The organism is Microbacterium sp. Yaish 1 (assembly GCF_002245215.1).
GTDB lineage: Bacteria > Actinomycetota > Actinomycetes > Actinomycetales > Microbacteriaceae > Microbacterium.
Genome location: NZ_NPMR01000002.1, coordinates 629,309 through 645,668, shown reverse-complemented (window position 1 = coordinate 645,668; position 16,360 = coordinate 629,309). Strand labels below are relative to the sequence as shown.

13 protein-coding genes and 4 tRNA genes are annotated in these 16,360 nt (G+C 70.5%); 10 read left to right on the top strand and 7 right to left on the bottom strand.

Translation table 11 applies throughout. From position 1 onward, the window contains the following. Positions 1-54: 54 nt before the first annotated feature. Entirely contained in the window at positions 55-2,559 is a 2,505-nt protein-coding gene (gene pepN, locus CI089_RS12190) for an aminopeptidase N (RefSeq protein WP_094261798.1), read from the top strand. Positions 2,560-2,620: 61 nt separating this feature from the next. On the opposite strand, the gene CI089_RS12185 is transcribed toward pepN, so the two are convergent. From CI089_RS12185 to CI089_RS12170, 4 genes are all read right to left on the bottom strand, one after another. Next, a complete protein-coding gene (locus tag CI089_RS12185) occupies positions 2,621-4,765 on the bottom strand; it encodes a 3-hydroxyacyl-CoA dehydrogenase NAD-binding domain-containing protein (RefSeq protein WP_094261797.1) in 2,145 nt (714 codons plus the stop codon). Positions 4,766-4,776: 11 nt separating this feature from the next. After that, positions 4,777-5,994, bottom strand: a complete 1,218-nt coding sequence (locus tag CI089_RS12180) for a thiolase family protein (protein ID WP_094261796.1) — start codon at positions 5,992-5,994, stop codon at positions 4,777-4,779. A 72-nt stretch (positions 5,995-6,066) separates the two neighbouring features. Then, the gene (locus CI089_RS12175) at positions 6,067-7,263 is read right to left on the bottom strand and encodes a ribonuclease D (protein WP_094261795.1); all 1,197 of its coding nucleotides are present in this window, start codon (positions 7,261-7,263) and stop codon (positions 6,067-6,069) included. Then, a complete protein-coding gene (locus CI089_RS12170; RefSeq protein WP_094261794.1) occupies positions 7,256-7,846 on the bottom strand; it encodes a DUF3000 domain-containing protein in 591 nt (196 codons plus the stop codon). The genes CI089_RS12175 and CI089_RS12170 overlap by 8 nt, the downstream gene beginning before the upstream one ends. Before the next feature lie 25 nt (positions 7,847-7,871). Between CI089_RS12170 and CI089_RS12165 the strand changes: the two genes are divergently transcribed. Then, positions 7,872-9,092: an alpha/beta hydrolase family protein gene (locus tag CI089_RS12165; RefSeq protein WP_094261793.1), complete on the top strand. Its 1,221-nt coding sequence runs from the start codon at positions 7,872-7,874 to the stop codon at positions 9,090-9,092. On the opposite strand, the gene CI089_RS12160 is transcribed toward CI089_RS12165, so the two are convergent. Further along, positions 9,046-9,753, bottom strand: a complete 708-nt coding sequence (locus tag CI089_RS12160; protein ID WP_256977924.1) for a dihydrofolate reductase family protein — start codon at positions 9,751-9,753, stop codon at positions 9,046-9,048. The genes CI089_RS12165 and CI089_RS12160 overlap by 47 nt on opposite strands. Positions 9,754-9,786: 33 nt before the next feature. Here CI089_RS12160 and zapE point away from each other — a divergent pair, with 33 nt between their 5' ends. The 4 genes from zapE (at position 9,787) to CI089_RS12140 (ending at position 13,877) form a co-directional block, all read left to right on the top strand. Beyond that, on the top strand, positions 9,787-10,815 hold the full coding sequence (gene zapE / locus CI089_RS12155; RefSeq protein WP_094261792.1) for a cell division protein ZapE: 1,029 nt from the start codon (positions 9,787-9,789) through the stop codon (positions 10,813-10,815). A gap of 165 nt (positions 10,816-10,980) precedes the next feature. Next, positions 10,981-12,249, top strand: coding sequence for an ammonium transporter (locus CI089_RS12150; protein ID WP_023951284.1), 1,269 nt, complete (start codon positions 10,981-10,983; stop codon positions 12,247-12,249). Between the two features lie 184 nt (positions 12,250-12,433). Beyond that, positions 12,434-12,997, top strand: a complete 564-nt coding sequence (locus CI089_RS12145) for a type II toxin-antitoxin system PemK/MazF family toxin (protein WP_094261791.1) — start codon at positions 12,434-12,436, stop codon at positions 12,995-12,997. A gap of 145 nt (positions 12,998-13,142) precedes the next feature. Further along, positions 13,143-13,877 (top strand): VIT1/CCC1 transporter family protein, encoded by a 735-nt coding sequence (locus CI089_RS12140; RefSeq protein ID WP_094261790.1) that lies wholly within the window; start codon positions 13,143-13,145, stop codon positions 13,875-13,877. A gap of 120 nt (positions 13,878-13,997) precedes the next feature. Here CI089_RS12140 and CI089_RS12135 read toward each other — a convergent pair. Next, positions 13,998-14,074: transfer RNA gene (locus tag CI089_RS12135), tRNA-Val, on the bottom strand. Between the two features lie 151 nt (positions 14,075-14,225). On the opposite strand from CI089_RS12135, the gene CI089_RS12130 reads away from it, so the two are divergent. From CI089_RS12130 to CI089_RS12115, 4 genes are all read left to right on the top strand, one after another. Continuing rightward, positions 14,226-14,297: transfer RNA gene (locus CI089_RS12130), tRNA-Gly, on the top strand. A 55-nt stretch (positions 14,298-14,352) separates the two neighbouring features. Next, positions 14,353-14,423, top strand: a tRNA-Cys gene (locus CI089_RS12125). A 27-nt stretch (positions 14,424-14,450) separates the two neighbouring features. After that, positions 14,451-14,522: transfer RNA gene (locus CI089_RS12120), tRNA-Val, on the top strand. Positions 14,523-14,602: 80 nt separating this feature from the next. Further along, complete coding sequence (locus tag CI089_RS12115) at positions 14,603-15,109, top strand: glycine cleavage system protein R (RefSeq protein ID WP_094261789.1); 507 nt, start codon at positions 14,603-14,605, stop codon at positions 15,107-15,109. Between the two features lie 40 nt (positions 15,110-15,149). Here the strand turns inward: CI089_RS12115 and CI089_RS12110 are convergent, their stop codons facing one another. Further along, positions 15,150-16,310, bottom strand: coding sequence for an SLC13 family permease (locus tag CI089_RS12110; protein ID WP_256978080.1), 1,161 nt, complete (start codon positions 16,308-16,310; stop codon positions 15,150-15,152). Between the last annotated feature and the right edge of the window lie 50 nt (positions 16,311-16,360).

The following is a 16,360-nucleotide window of genomic DNA, read 5'->3' as shown; positions in this document are numbered from 1 at the left end:
TACAGTCCGGCTCCGCACGGCGTCCGATCCACGCTCGCGTGAAAGCATGAAGGGATGACCGGAGACAACCTCACCCGTACCGACGCCCAGCGACGCGCAGCCGAGATCCGGCTCCGCACCGCCGAGGTGTTCCTCGATGTCCGCGACGCCCCGCGCGCCGACGAGACGACCTTCGGCACCCGCGCGATCCTCTCGTTCGATGCGCCGGCCGGCGGAGAGACCTGGGTCGACTTCCTCGGCTCGGCCGTCGACGCGGTCACCATGAATGGCGAGAGCCGCCCGGTGGACTGGGATGGTGCGCGCATCCGCATCCGCGACCTGGCGGAGCACAACACCGTCTCGATCGAGGCGCGGGGGGTCTACAGTCGCTCGGGCGAGGGTCTTCACCGTTTCGTCGACCCGGTCGACAGCGCCGTCTACCTGTACACGCAGTACGAGCCCGCGGACGCGCGTCGCGTCTACCCCTGTTTCGAGCAACCCGATCTGAAGGCGCGCTGGCGGATGCGGGTCGCGGCGCCGGAGGGCTGGCGGGTGCTGTCCAACGGTGCGGAGACCGATCGACGGGACCTCGCCGGCGGTACCGAGGTCGCCTTCGCCGAGACCCTTCCGATCTCCAGTTACATCACCGCCGTCGCAGCAGGCCCTTACCACCGCGTCGGCGCGGTCTGGGACGGGCCCGAGGGACCCGTCGACCTGGGCGTCCTGTGCCGTGCCTCGCTGGCACCGCATCTCGACGCCGAGGAGATCATCGACATCACCCGCCGCGGGCTCGCATACTTCGGTGAGGCGTTCGGGCTCGGCTATCCGTGGGGCAAGTACGACCAGATCTTCGTGCCCGAGTACAACCTCGGCGCGATGGAGAACCCCGGTCTCGTCACGTTCACCGAGGCGTACGTCTTCCGCGGGGCCGCGACGGCGGCGCAGCGCGAGGCCCGCGCCAACACGATCCTCCACGAGATGGCGCACATGTGGTTCGGTGACCTCGTCACCATGCGGTGGTGGGACGACCTGTGGCTGAAGGAGTCCTTCGCGGACTTCATGGGCTCGCATGCGTCGGTCGCGACCGGGCTCTATCCGGATGCCTGGGTGAGCTTCGCGAGCCGGCGGAAGGGGTGGGCCTACGAGCAGGACCAGCTGCCGACCACGCATCCGATCGTGGCCGACATCCCCGACCTGCAGGCGGCCAAGCTCAACTTCGACGGCATCACGTACGCCAAGGGGGCGTCCGTGCTCAAGCAGCTCGTCGCGTACGTGGGGGAGGAGGCCTTCTTCGCCGGCGCGCGCAAGTACTTCGCCGACAACGCCTTCGGGAACACCACGCTCGGTGATCTGCTGGACGCGCTCGAGCACACCTCCGGGCGCGACCTGCGGGCGTGGAGTCGCGCCTGGCTCGAGACGACCGGGATGTCGGATCTGTCGGTCGAGCGCGATGGGTCGGACGGCCTCACGATCGTGCAGACCGATCCCCGACCCCATCGCGTGACGATGGGACGGTACGCGGCGTCGGACGGGGCGCTTCGCCGAGAGGGCGGGGTCGAGCTCGATCTCGTCGACGCCCGAACGCCGTTGTCCGAGGATGCCGCGTGCCTGATCATCCCGAACGATGACGACCGGACCTATGCGAAGGTCCGCCTCGACGACGAGACGACGGCGGCGCTCGAGCGCTCGCTCTCGACGATCGGCGACCCGCTCGCTCGATCGGTGGCCTGGGCCGCGCTCTGGAACGCGGTGCGCGACGGTCGACTCGACGTCGCGCGCTACCTCGGGATCGTCAGAGCGCACGCCGCGGCCGAGACCCACATCGGCCTCCTCACCGACGCGGTCGCTCATGCCGACTACGCGATCGCCCACTACGCCGCTCCCGCACAGCGCGAGTCGCTCGCCGCGCGCTGGCTGGAGACCGTCTGGCAGTCCCTGCACGAAGCCCGCCCCGGGACCGACGCCCAGCTCGTCTGGGCGCGCGCCCTGGGCGCTGCCGCCGCGGTGGATGCGGGGCGCGCGGCGTCGCTGCGCGAGCTGCTCGCCGGCGAAGGAGGACTCCCCGATGGTCTCGTGCTCGACGCCGACCTGCGATGGAGCTGGCTGTTCGCGCTCGCCGCGACCGGCCAGGCCAGCGCGGCCGAGATCGACGCCGAGCTGGTCGGCGACGATACCGCGAAGGGGAGGCGAGCCCACCGCGCCGCCCGAGCGGCGCTGCCGGAGGCGGCGGTGCGCGAGGCCGCGTGGGTCGCGGCGTGGACGGATGAGACCCTGTCGAACGACGAGCTCGACGCCACGATCGCCGGTGTCCGCGCCGGAGGGCGACGCGATCTCATCGCGGCCTTCGACGGGGACTACTTCTCGCGCATCGGCTGGCTCTGGGACACCCGCAGCATCGAGATCGCGCGCCGCCTCGTGCGCGGTCTGTTCCCGGCGACGGACGATCTGACGGCGGCGACGGCGTGGCTGGATTCGAACCCCGGGGCGCCGGCCGCGCTGCGTCGCATCGTGATCGAGCAGCGCGATGTCCGCGAGCGCGACCTGCGCGTGCAGAGCGCGCAGGGCGGCCGACCGGCGTGACGCGACGAGGACCCCGCGGCTTCGTGCCACGGGGTCCTCGTCAGCGGTGCAGCGCTGGTTGTCAGCGGTTCGCGATCCCGCGGATGGGCGGGTGGTGGAACGTGTCGCCGAACGCCCGCTCCGATGCGCCCTCCCGATCGAGGTAGGGCGAGGCCCCGCCGTCGATGAACGGCCAGCCGGCGCCCAGGATGAGGCACAGGTCGATGTCCTGGACCTCGGGGACGACGCCCTCGTCGAGCATGAGCTTGATCTCCTGCGCCAGGCCGTCCTGAACGCACTGGAGGATCGTCTCGGCAGCGACCGGCGACGAACCCGTCGCCTTCTTCGCGATCTTCTCCGCGGCCTTGGTGAAGCCGGTGACCCGCCCTCCCTTGTCCTTCTCGACCACCTCGGGCAGTTCCGCGAGCTGGTGGAAGTTCTCGTTGGCATAGAAGCGGTCGGGGAACGCCGAGGTCATCGTGTCCTGCACATGCGCGGCGACCTTCCAGCCGACGAGGTCGATGAGCTGGAAGGGCCCCATCGGCAGGCCGAGCGGCGCGAAGGCCTTCTCGACGTCGGCGACCGGCGTGCCCTCGTAGACGGCTCGCGCCGCCTCACCCATGACCTTCGCGAGCAGCCGGTTCACGACGAAGCCGGGCGCATCCTTGGTCAGCACGGCGTTCTTGCCGAGCCCCTTCGCCACGACGAACGCCGTCGACAGGGCAGCATCCGTCGTCTGCGGCGTCTTCACGATCTCGATCAGCGGCATGACCGCGACGGGGTTGAAGAAGTGGAAACCGACGAGACGCTCGGGGTGGGCGAGCTTCGCGCCGATCTCCGCCACCGACAGCGACGAGGTGTTCGTCGCGAGGATCGCGTCGTCGGCGATGATCTTCTCGATCTCGCCGAAGACCTGCTGCTTGACCCCGACCTCCTCGAACACCGCCTCGATGACGAAGTCGCAGTCGGCGTACTCGCTCTTGTCGACCGTGCCGTGCACGAGCGAGCGGAGCTTGCCCGCCGTGTCGGAATCGATGCGGCCCTTCGCCTCGAGCTTGCCGATCTCGTCGCGGATGTAGGCGAGCCCCTTGTCGACGCGCGCCTGATCGAGGTCCGTGATGAGCACGGGCACCTGGAGCTTGCGGACGAACAGCAGCGCGAACTGGCTGGCCATGAGGCCCGCGCCGATGACGCCGACCTTCGTCACCTTCTTCGCCAGCGCCTTGTCGGGAGCGCCGACCGGCCGCTTCGCCCGCTTCTGCACGAGGTCGAAGGCGTACATCGACGCGGCGAACTGGTCGCCGGAGATGAGTTCGGCGAGAGCATCGTCCTCGCGCGCGAAGCCTTCATCGCGCGATCCGCTGCGGGCCTTCTCGAGCAGCTCGAGCGCCAGGTACGGCGCCTTCGGCACGGTGCCGATCTTCGACTCGAGCATGCCGCGGGCGACCTTGACGGCGATCGGCCACTTCGTCAGGCGCTCGAGCTTGCCGGGCTCGTTCTTCCGCGTGACCGAGACGGCGCCCGACAGCACGCGATCGGCCCAGGCGAGGGAGTCCTCGAGGTAGCTCACCGCGGGGAAGATCGCGTCCATGATGCCCAGGTCGAACGCCTGCTGCGGCTTGAGCACGCGGTTCTGCTTGAGCGGATTGCTGATGACCACTTCGAGCGCGTTCTCGATCCCGATGAGGTTCGGCAGCAGGTAGGCGCCTCCCCAGCCCGGGATGAGGCCGAGGAAGACCTCGGGCAACGCGATCGCGGCCGCGGAGGCATCCACGGTCCGGTAGGTGCTGTTCAGCGCGATCTCGAGACCCCCGCCGAGGGCGAGTCCGTTGACGAACGCGAAGGACGGCACGCCGAGGCGCGACAGCCGCCCGAGCACCTGGTGACCGCGCTGCGCGACGAGCTTCGCGATGTCCTTCGACGGCAGCCGCGAGACGTCGGACAGATCGGCCCCCGCGGCGAGGATGTACTGCTTGCCCGTGATGCCGACGGCATCGATCTCCCCGCCGGCCGCGCGCGCGGCGAGCGTGTCGAGGACGCCGCCCAGCTCGGCGAGCGTCGCCGGACCGAGCGTGTTCGGTCGGGTGTGGTCGCGGCCGTTGTCGAGGGTGATGAGCGCGAGCGTGCGGCCCGAGGCGAGCCGGACATCCCGCACGAGCGAGTGGGTGCCGACCTCGTCACCGGTGAGGGCGTCGAGGGGGGAGAAGTCGATGTCGTCGTAGGTCATGTCGGCGCGCCTCACTTCTTCGCGGTCTTCTTCTTGCCGGTGTAGTGCGGGTTCTCCCAGATCACCGATCCGCCCTGGCCGAGGCCGACGCACATGGCCGTCAATCCGTAGCGGACGTCTGGACGCTCGGCGAACTGGGCGGCGAGCTGGATCATCAGACGCACACCGGATGCCGCCAAGGGGTGACCGACCGCGATCGCGCCGCCCCACGGGTTGACGCGCGGATCGTCGTCGTCGATGCCGAAGTGGTCGAGGAGGGAGAGCACCTGCACCGCGAACGCTTCGTTGAGCTCGAACAAGCCGATGTCGTCGATCGTCAGGCCGGCCTTGGCGAGCGCCTTCTCGGTCGAAGGGATGGGACCGATGCCCATGACCTCGGGCTGGACGCCGGCGAAGCCGAATGAGACCATCCGCATCTTCGGGGTGAGGCCGAGCTCCTTCACCGCGCGCGAGCCGGCGAGCAGGCTGATGGTCGCGCCGTCGGTGAGGGGCGACGAGGTGCCCGCGGTGACCCGGCCGTGCGGCCGGAAGGGCGTCTTCAGCTGCGCGAGACCTTCCATCGTGGTCTCGGGCCGGCGACCCTCGTCCTCGGTCGCCAGGCCCCACGCACCGTCGGCGGACTTCACCGCGACGGGAACGAGGTCCGGCTGCAGCTTGCCCGCGTCGTACGCGGCCTGAGCCTTGTGCTGGCTGCGCATGCCGAAGCGATCGGCCCGCTCCTTCGTGAGGACCGGGAAGCGGTCGTGCAGGCGCTCGGCGGTGATGCCCATGTTCAGAGCGTCCGCGCTGACGAGCTTCTCGGTGAGGAAGCGGGGATTCGGGTCGGTGTCGCCCCCGCCGAGGGGGTGGCGGCCCATGTGCTCGACGCCGCCCGCAAGGGCGAGGTCGTACATGCCGATGCCGATCGAGCCGGCCATCGTGGTGACGCTCGTCATCGCGCCCGCGCACATGCGGTCGATCGCGAAGCCCGGCACGCTCTGCGGGAGGCCGGCGAGGATCGCTGCGGTGCGGCCGAGGGTCAGACCCTGATCGCCCTGCTGGGTCGTCGCGGCGATCGCCACGTCGTCGATCCGGTCGAGCGGCACATCGGGGTTGCGTTCGATCACGCCCCGGATCGCTTTGACGACGAGGTCGTCCGCTCGGGTGTTCCAGTACATGCCCTTCTCGCCGGCACGCCCGAACGGGGTGCGCATGCCGTCGATGAAGTAGACGTCCGAGATCTCGGCCACTTTGCCTCCAGAAGATGGGATCTGCTCCAGCCTAGGGAGCCGCGGAGGCGGGGAAAATCGGTTGGGTCGAACCTACGAACCGGTCGAGGAAGGTGCGGCATCCCCGTTCACGGAATCCACAAAGGCTTGAGCGATCAGCTGTGCGGTCTGCTCAATCTGCCACGGCCGTGCGCCGAGCTCCGCGAGTGCCGCGCCGAGCGTCTGGGCGGAGATCTCGGCGGGCGGCGCCCATGCCACGCGTCGCAGCAGCTCGGGGGTGAGCAGGTTCTCCGTCGGCATCGACAATTCCTCCGCGCGCTGCTCGACGAGCGGCTTCGCAGCCTTCAGGCGGGCGTCGGCGGGAGGGTTGCGGTCGACCCAGGCCCGCACCGGCGGCAGGCCGTCGCCCGGCAGCCGGTCCGGCGGCAGCGACTGCTCGGCCCGCCCGGCCTCGAAGGCCGCCCACCAGCGGTCGAGTTGCGAGCGGCTCGCGCGGCCGGTGAAGTCCTTGACCTTCGCTAAATCCTGCTTCGTCTTGGGGTCGGCGGCGAGCGCCGCGACGAGCGCGCGGTCGGGGACGAGCCGGCCGGGGGCGATGTCCTGCTCACGGGCGTACTCCTCGCGCGCGGTCCACAGCGCTCGGGCCACCGCGAGCGCGCGGCGGCCTCGGATCGTGTGCAGGCCGCTGAGCCGGCGCCACGGGTCCTCGCGAGGCGGCTTGACCGGGCGGTCGAGGACGGCCTGGAACTCCTGGGCGGCGAACTCGACCTTGCCCTGGGCCTCGAGCTCCCGTGCGAGCACGTCTCGCACGTCGATGAGATGCTCCACGTCGAGGGCTGCGTACTCGAGCCACGACTGCGGCAGCGGCCGCGTCGACCAGTCGGCGGCCGAGTGCGCCTTGGCGAGGACGATGCCCAGCGTGTCCTCGACGACGGCGCCGAGCCCGACGCGGGCGTGCCCGAGCAGGCGTGCGGCGAGTTCGGTGTCGAAGATCGACGTCGGGTCGAGGCCGGCCTCGCGCAGCGAAGGCAGGTCCTGGCTCGCGGCGTGCAGCACCCACTCGACGTCGCCGATGGCGGCCTGGAGGGGGGCGAAGGTCGTGATCGCCGGTGGATCGAACAGGTGCACGCCGGCGCCGCGGCGGAAGACCTGGATGAGATAGGCGCGTTGCGAGTATCGGAAGCCCGACGCCCGCTCGACGTCGACGGCGACGGGTCCGTCACCGGCCGCGAGCAGTTCCGCGGCGCGTTCGAGTCCGGCGTCATCGGCGATGACGGTGTATTCAGCCACGGTTCCCCCGGCGTGCTCCGAAGACGGCGACGCCCTCCGACCCCGGAGGAAGGCCGGCCAGCATGCAGGTCAGTTCCGCCCAGGCGTCGATATGGGCGGTGATGTCGCCGACGGGGGTCCACGAGGCGCGCAGTTCGATCTGCGCACCATCGCCCTCGTCGGCGAGACTTCCGAAACCGCGCGAGAGCGTCTTCGTCGCGGTCCCGGAGACGGAGTGGAACGAGGCGCCGCGATGATCGAGCGCGTCGATGAGCCACGACCAGGCGACCTCGGCCAGAAGCGGGTCGACGCCGATCTCGGGTTCGAGCGGGGCCTGGGCGAACGCGACGATGCGCCAGGGGCCGCCCCAGGCATCCGGCTCGTCCGCATCGTGGAGCACCACGATGCGGCCGGTGCCGTAGGGGGAGTCGACGGCGTGATCCTCGGGCCGGACATCGCCCGCGAGTGCGAGAGCATCGGGCGCGAGGCCGGTCGGAGCGGGGATCTCGCGGACCACGAGGTCGTCGCGGAACGTCATCGCCAGCACCGCCTCGCGTGCGACGACGAATGCCGTCGTGTCGGCGGGAGGACGGGAATCGGCCACGTCGACAGACTAGAGTGAGGCCTCGATGATGGGTTCCAGGCGCGCCGGGGCTGCGGGCGCATCTCCCGCAGCAGCCACCGCCGCGAAGACGACGATCGCGGCACTTGCCGGAGCCCTCGGGATCTCGCTCGCGGCGCTCGGAACCGTCTCGATGCGCGTAGCCCGCAAGGTCGTGACGCCCGCCGGCCGAGTGCCCGACACCGAACTGCTCGCCGTCGATGTCGCCGCGCAGACCCTGACCCTCTCGCGTACCCCCGACACCGAGCTGCCGGGGCGGTACGGACTGTTCACGACGGGCACCGCGTCGTACGTGAAGGTCGGCGCCGTGCTGGCTCTGGATGAGACGTCGGTCAAGCGCAAGCTGCTCACGCAGATCGGAACGGACGATCAGCTGTCGTCCGCCGCAGCATTCAGCGGGTGGTACTACTCCGATCCCGCGGAACTGCACCTGCCCTACCGTTCCGAGCTCGTCGGGTCTCCGCTGGGGCCCTGCCCCGCCTGGTTCTTCCCGGCGACGGACGAGGCCGGGAAGCCGAGCGACACCTGGGTCATCCAGGTTCATGGACGCGGCACGACGCGGACCGAGACGCTGCGTGCGGTGCCGGTGTTCCACGCCGCCGGTGTGTCGTCGCTGCTGGTGTCGTACCGCAACGACGGGGAGGCTCCGCGCAGCCGTTCGGGCACGTACATGCTCGGTGCGACCGAATGGCGTGATGTGGATGCGGCGATCGGGGCCGCCCGTCGCCGCGGTGCGCGCCGGATCTTCCTCATGGGGTGGTCGATGGGTGGCGCGATCGCCCTGCAGGTCGCCCTGAACTCAGCCCATCGCGACATCATCGCCGGAGTCGTGCTCGAATCGCCGGCGATCGACTGGCGCATCGTGCTCGACTACCAGGCGCACCTGCTGCGCATCCCCGCCCCCGTCGCGAGCACCGCCGTGCGCGCACTCGACAGCGAGTGGGGGGCGCGGGTCGTCGGCCTGAACACCCCGATCCCGTTCGACCGGCTCGACGTGGTCGCGCGTGCCGCCGAGCTGCGGCATCCGATCCTCATCCTGCACAGCGATGACGACGGCTTCGTCCCGGCGGACGCGTCGTATCAGCTGGCGGAGGCACGTCCCGATCTGGTCGAGCTCGAGGTGTTCCGGACCGCCCGGCACACGAAGCTGTGGAACTACGATCCGGAGCGCTGGACCTCGGTCATCCGCGACTGGCTCGAGCGCCGACGCTCAGCCGCAGATAGCTGAAGCCGGCGGCATCCATCAGCGCACCCGCGACGGCGGTCGGCACATCGTCCGCGACCGGCAGGACCGGATGCCGGACGGGTCCGATCCGCGGCGCGACCGTGAGACAGATCTCGTCGACGACGCCCGCGGCGACGAACTGCGCTGCGAGGGTCGGTCCGCCCTCGCAGACCACGCGCTCCCACCCGCGGGCCGACAGGACGGCGAGCACGTCGGCGGGGGACAGGTCGGGCCCGTTGCCGACGCTGACGACGGTGACGCCGGCGGGCGCCTCGGGATGGACGCCGGCGGGGACGACGAGGACGACGCGCCCGGCCTCGGCCTCGGTCAGGCGGTGGCCGTCGAGACGCCCCGACCGTGAGACGACCGCGAGGGCCGCCGTTCGCGGAACGACGTAGCCCTCCGCGCGTACGGTCTCCGCGCCCACGACGACGACGTCGGCGTCCCGGCGGATGATGCCGAGGATGCTGCGGTCGGTCGGGCTCGTGATCGTGTCGCTCGTCCCGTCGCCGCCGGATGCCGACCCGGTGAGGGTGGTGACCATGTTCACGCGGACGTACCCGCCGGGCGCCCGCCGGTAGCGCCGCGCGAGCCACTCCCGTCCGGCATCCGTCGTGGAATCGGCGCTCTCGCCGGTTTCCGGAAGCATCTCGGTCACACGCACGGCGTCATCCTTTCACGCGGTTAGGGTTGATCCGTGACGAGCACATCCGCCGGAATCCTGCGCCTCAGCGACCGCCGTCCCGAGGTGAGCGGCGCCGAGATGCTCGGCGCCCTGGTTCCGCCGCCGCAGTTCGACGAGGCGACGTTCGATTCGTACCGGGCCGACCCGCAGTACCCGTCGCAGCAGGAGGCGAAGGACCTCCTCGAGGCGTTCGCCGGGGGCGGCGCCCCCGCGGCGCGCGGGGGGCTGTTCCGCCGTGCGAAGAAGGCGCCCGAGACGAAGCCCGGCGTCTACCTCGACGGCGGTTTCGGCGTCGGCAAGACCCACCTGCTCGCCGCGATCTATCACGCGATGCCGGCACGCCGGAAGTACTTCGGGTCGTTCATCGAGTACACCGCGCTCGTGGGGGCCGTCGGCTACCAGAACACCGTGCAGCTCCTCCGCGGAGCCGATCTGCTCTGCATCGACGAGTTCGAGCTCGACGACCCGGGCGACACGATGGTGATGACGCGGCTCCTCGGCGAGCTCGTCGCGTCGGGCACGCGTCTCGCGGCGACCTCGAACACGCCGCCGAACGCGCTGGGCGAGGGGCGATTCGCCGCTCAGGACTTCCTGCGCGAGATCCACGCGATGTCGGCGAGCTTCCAGACGATCCGGATCGACGGCACCGACTACCGGCAGCGTGCCGTCGACGGGCACGCCGTCGCGCTCGCCCCCGAGAAGTACGAGGCGGCGATCGCGGAGGCCGCGGCATCCGGTCTCGTCTCGGACGACCCCTTCGCCGACGTCATCGCGCACCTCGCGACGGTCCACCCGTCGCGTTACATCCGCCTCGTCGACGACATCTCCACGATCGGCCTGCGCGACGTCACGCAGTTGACCGATCAGTCGGCCGCCCTGCGCTTCGTCGCGTTCGTCGACCGCGCCTACGACGCGCAGATCCCGATCCGCGCCACGGGCCGGCCTCTCGACGAGGTCTTCGGCGACGAGATGCTCGGCGGCGGATACCGCAAGAAGTACCTGCGCGCCATCTCGCGCCTCGTGGCTCTCACCCACTCCTGAGCACCTGCCCAGGGCCCGTGCGGCGCGAGGAAACCTGATGTTTACCGGGGGAGCGCTCGCGTAACCGTTCGGAAACACGACTGCGCCGTCGGGGGAAACTGGGTACCTCGACACTGAGGGGACCCGACGCTACACCTGCGTCCCTGCAGAGAGGTTCCCTTCGAGATGGATCAAGGCAACACCGCATTCATACTCATCGCGGCCGCATTCGTCCTGCTGATGACGCCAGGACTCGCATTCTTCTACGGCGGTCTCGTCAAGGCCAAGAGCGTCATCAGCATGATGATGATGAGCTTCGGCGCCCTCGGACTCATCGGCGTCCTCTGGGTGCTCTTCGGCTACGCCATCGCCTTCCCCGGCGCTGAGGGAACCGTCGCCCCGTGGTCGATCGACTGGAGCGCGATCGGCCTGAGCAGCCTGCTCGAGACGCCCGACGACGCCGCCTTCCCGCCCATGGCGTTCGTGTGCTTCCAGGCAACCTTCGCGATCCTCACCGTTGCGCTCGTCTCCGGAGCGATCGCCGACCGTGCCAAGTTCGGCGCTTGGATGCTGTTCGCCGGTGTCTGGGCGACCGTGGTCTACTTCCCGGTCGCGAGCTGGGTCTTCAACTTCGGCCTCGCCGATGACGGCTCGTTCGAGTACGGCGGCTGGATCACCAAGGGTCTGCAGGACGTCTTCGGCGTCGGGGCGATCGACTTCGCCGGTGGCACCGCAGTGCACATCAACGCCGGTGCTGCGGCTCTCGCCCTCGCTCTGGTCCTCGGCAAGCGCGTCGGCTTCCAGAAGGGCGTCCACGTTCCCCACAACCCGCCGTTCGTGCTCCTCGGCGCCGGTCTGCTGTGGTTCGGATGGTTCGGCTTCAACGCGGGCTCCGAGCTCGCCGCCGACGGCACCGCCGCGCTCGCCTTCATCAACACCATCGCTGCTCCCGCCGCCGCTCTGCTGGCCTGGCTGCTCGTCGAGAAGATCAAGGACGGCAAGCCCACCTCCGTCGGCGCCGCATCGGGCGCTGTCGCGGGTCTCGTCGCCATCACCCCTGCCTGCGCTTCGGTCGACCCGATCTGGGCGATCGTGCTCGGCCTCATCGCCGGTGCCGCCTGCGCCCTGGCGATCGAGCTGAAGTACAAGCTCGGCTTCGACGACTCGCTCGACGTCGTGGGCATCCACCTCGTCGGCGGCCTCATCGGAACGCTCTACCTCGGCTTCTTCGCCAACGGCACGGGCCTGTTCATGGGCGGCGACGCCAGCCAGCTGATCGTCCAGGCGATCGCGGCCCTCGCTGTCCTCGTCTACTCCTTCGTGCTGGCCTTCATCATCGGGTTCGCGATCGAGAAGACGATCGGCTTCCGCGTGAAGAACGAGGACGAGATCGCCGGCATCGACACGGTCATGCACGGCGAGGTCGGCTACACCCTCTCCGACGCGAAGGTCTGACCGGACCTCGGCTCTGACTCGGGCGGGGCATCGCGGATCACTCCGCGGTGCCCCGCCCTGTTTCTTGTTGGCGCCGGCTGGCAGGCGGCGCCGCTTCGCGAGAGGTGAAGCGGCGCGAGCTGCCAGGTGAGGCGGAGGGTGAGGCGGAGGCGGCGCGCCTCGCGAGCTGGGTAGGTTTGGGCGCATGGGTGTGCTTTCGCGTGTGTGGGATCTGCTGCGACCGCGTCGGACGGCGGGTGGCTCGGGTCGGCCGGCCACAACGCGTCCGCGGCCGGGGACCGTCACGCCGGCTCGCCCGAACAGGCCGTCCGCGTCGAGCGGAGCGGGCGCGGACGCGGCATCCGTCGTCGAGGTCGCTCTCCCCGATGCCGGCGGCCTGCGGCTCGCCTACGATCCGCGACCCGACGCACACCCTGATCCCGGCGAGATCGTCTGGGCATGGGTTCCGTATGCGGAGGATGCCGCGCGCGGCAAGGACCGCCCGCTGCTCGTGCTCGCGCGTGCCGACAGCGGCCGCAGCTGGGCCATGAAGCTCACGAGCAAGCCGCACGACGGCGAGCGCGATCACATCCCGCTCGGGACGGGGGATTGGGACCGTGAGCGGCGCCCGTCGTGGCTTGACGTCGACCAGATCTACCTCGTGCCGACGAGCGGCATCCGCCGCACCGCGGGCGGCCTCGACCGCACCACCTACGCTCGGGTCGCGCAGTCCCTCTCACAGCGCTACGGCTGGCGCACCGCCCGCTGACCCGCGCCGGCGCCGCGCCTGCCCCTCGCCGAGAGTGCACCCGCTCCGCGAGAACGTACCGGAAACCATGCGCTCTCGCCGAGGTGCTGCGTCTTCGGGCCGCGGGGGCCTGCCGCGATGGACGCCGGGGTGGTTTCATGGCGTCATGAGCGAATCGTTCTCGGAGGTACCGGGGGCGCACCCGGGGGAGCCGCACGCATCATCCATGTCGGGGCGGCTGAACTGGCTGCGCGCGGGGGTCCTGGGCGCGAACGACGGCATCGTGTCGACCGCCGCCCTCGTCGTCGGCGTCGCGGGGGCCACGACGGAGACGGCACCGATCTTCGCCGCCGGCGTCGCGGGCCTCGTGGGCGGCGCGATCTCGATGGCGCTCGGCGAGTATGTCTCGGTGAGCAGCCAGAGCGACAGCCAGCGGGCGATGATCACGAAGGAGCGTCGCGAGCTCATCGAAGCCCCCGAGGCGGAGCTCCTCGAGCTGGCCGGGCTGTACGAGCAGCGCGGGCTCTCGCCCGAGACGGCGCGGCGGGTCGCGGAGGAACTGACCGAGCACGATGTCGTCGCCGCGCACCTCGAGGCCGAGCTCGGGCTGACCGAGGACGAGGTGGTCAGCCCGTGGGCGGCTGCCGGGGCCAGCGCGCTCGCCTTCACCATCGGCGCGCTGCTGCCGCTTCTCGCGATCCTCCTGCCGCCCGCCGACATCCGGGTTCCCGTCACCTTCGTCGCGGTCCTCATCGCTCTCGCTCTCACCGGGTATCTGAGCGCGCGTCTCGGCGACAGCCCGCCGCTCCGCCCGGTCGTGCGCGTCGTCGCCGGCGGGGCCCTCGCGCTGATCGCGACCTTCACGGTGGGCTCGCTCCTCGGCGTCTCCGGCGCCGTCTGACCGGTCCCCGCGCGCGATGTGGAGCACCGCGAGAACGCGCGGATGCCGCGAGCGCGCACCATGCACGGTGCGTTCTCGCGGAGAGGGTGCGTGCTCGGCGGAGGGCAGCCGGGGCGGGGATGGTGGGCGATGCGGGACTCGAACCCACGACCTCTTCCGTGTGAAGGAAGCGCGCTAACCAACTGCGCCAATCGCCCATCTGGCCCGTGAGGGCCGAGACACGAGCATACCGGATGCCGCGACGGTTCCCGAACGCGGCGGCGAGACACGCGCGGGGCGTCGCCGGTTTTGCACTCGTGCGATCGTCGGCTAATGTTTAACAAGTGCCGGAGCGATCCGGAACGAAATGCGGATGTAGCGCAGTGGTAGCGCATCACCTTGCCAAGGTGAGGGTCGCGAGTTCGAATCTCGTCATCCGCTCGAGTGCGAGGATCTCCCGTCAGGGTGATCCGGCACGTGGGTCAGAACCACACACGGTGGCGTGGCCGAGCGGCTAGGCACCGGCCTGCAAAGCCGTTTACACGGGTTCGAATCCCGTCGCCACCTCGCCTCATAACTGAACAGCCTGTATAGGCGCGATTGGCGCAGCGGTAGCGCGCTTCCCTGACACGGAAGAGGTCACTGGTTCGATCCCAGTATCGCGCACCGAGTAAAACCCCCGGTATCACCGGGGGTTTTGTCGTTTCACGGGGCGCCGGTCAGCGCTGCCGGTTAGGCTCGGCGCCATGACTCAGCTCGTGCTCACCGTCGTCGGAGACGACCGGGTCGGACTCGTCCGCACGCTCGCCGACACCGTCGCAGCGCACGGCGGCAACTGGGAGCGCAGCGAACTCGCGGAACTTGCCGGCGCATTCGCCGGAATCGTGCTGGTGGAGGTGCCCGCCGATCGCGAGGCCGGCCTCGTCGAAGCGCTCGAGCGTCTGGACGGTCTGCTGCGCATCACGACTCACCAGCCGTTGGCACCGGTCGTCGCGAGCGGCCAGGTGCTCCGATTCACGGTGCTCGGCAACGACCGTCCCGGCATCGTGCGTGAGGTGAGCGATGCGATCGGCGCCCACGCCCTCAGCATCGACGCGCTGACCAGCCGCACCCTCGACGCTCCGATGGCGGGCGGCACGCTGTTCGAGGCGACTGTCGTGGTGCGCCTGCCCGCGGAGTTCGACGCCGCCGACATCGTGGCGGACCTCGAGCGTCTCGCGGGTGAGATCCAGGTCGACCTCACCCTGACGTGAGTCTCGACACCGCTGAGCGGTGCCGCTGAGCGACGGAAGCTCAGCGGAGGGCGAGCGGGAGAACCGACAGCCCGACGATGAGGGGCGCGGCGACGAGTCCCCAGAGGACGAAACGCCGCCAGGGGACGTCGACGCCCACGGTGCGCAGCCGCTCGTGCCAGAGCAGCGTCGCGAGCGACGCCCAGGGGGTGATGAGCGGGCCCGCGTTGACACCGATGAGCAGCGCGCCGAGACGCTCCGGGGTTCCCGCCGCCGACTCGAGCAGCAGGTAAGCGGGCAGGTTGTCGACGGTGTTCGCCGCGACGACGGCGGTGCCCGCCATGCGCCACAGCTCGAACGGCCCGCCGGTCTCCCCGGCGACCAGCGATACCACCGCTGCGGAGCCGAGCGACTCGAGCGCGGCCATGGCGGTGAACAGTCCCGCGGCGAACACGAGCAACTGCCACGGGACGAGCCGAAGCGACAGCCCACGGGGCGAGCGCCATGCGAAGAGGCCGACGAGCAGAGCCGCGGCGACCGTCGCCGGGATCCACGGCTCCAGGCCGCTGACGAGGGCCGGCATGAGCGCGACGACGACGACGGATGCCACGACCAGCTGCATCCGGTCGGTGACGCGCGGCACGGGGGCCGGGTCGAACCGCCCGACGAGCGAGCGCCGATGGATGGCGAACAGCAGGCCCACGGTCACCGCGATCGCGACGGCCGCAGACGGCCCCATGAGCGCGAGGAACGCCAGGGGTCCGCCCTCGGGCAGCCGACTGAGGGCCAGCAGGTTCGTCAGGTTCGACACCGGCAGCACGAGTGACGCGGTGTTCGCGAGCCACACCGTCGTGAAGGCGAAGGGGAGCGGTGGCAGTCCGTTAGCGCGCGCGACGGCGACGACGACCGGCGTGAGGAGCACGGCGGTCGTGTCGAGCGACAGGAAAGCCGTCGCGACGACGGCCAGCGCCACGACGAGGAGCCACAGCAGCGTCGTACGGCCCCGCGAGGCGCGGGCGAGCCACCCGGCTGCGACGTCGAACACGCCGGCCTTCGCCGCCAGCTCCGCCACGATCGTGACGGCGACGACGAAGGCGAGGATCGGCGCGACGCGCTCGGCGATGCCGACGAGGTCGTCGGGGGGCAGGATGCCGCTGACGACCGCGCCCGCCGCCACGAGCAGCAGTGCGGCTCCGGCGATGGCGAGCTTCACGGCATCCATCATGCGCCCTGTCGCCGACCCGGGACGGTCGGCGCGCTCGGAGCCGCGTC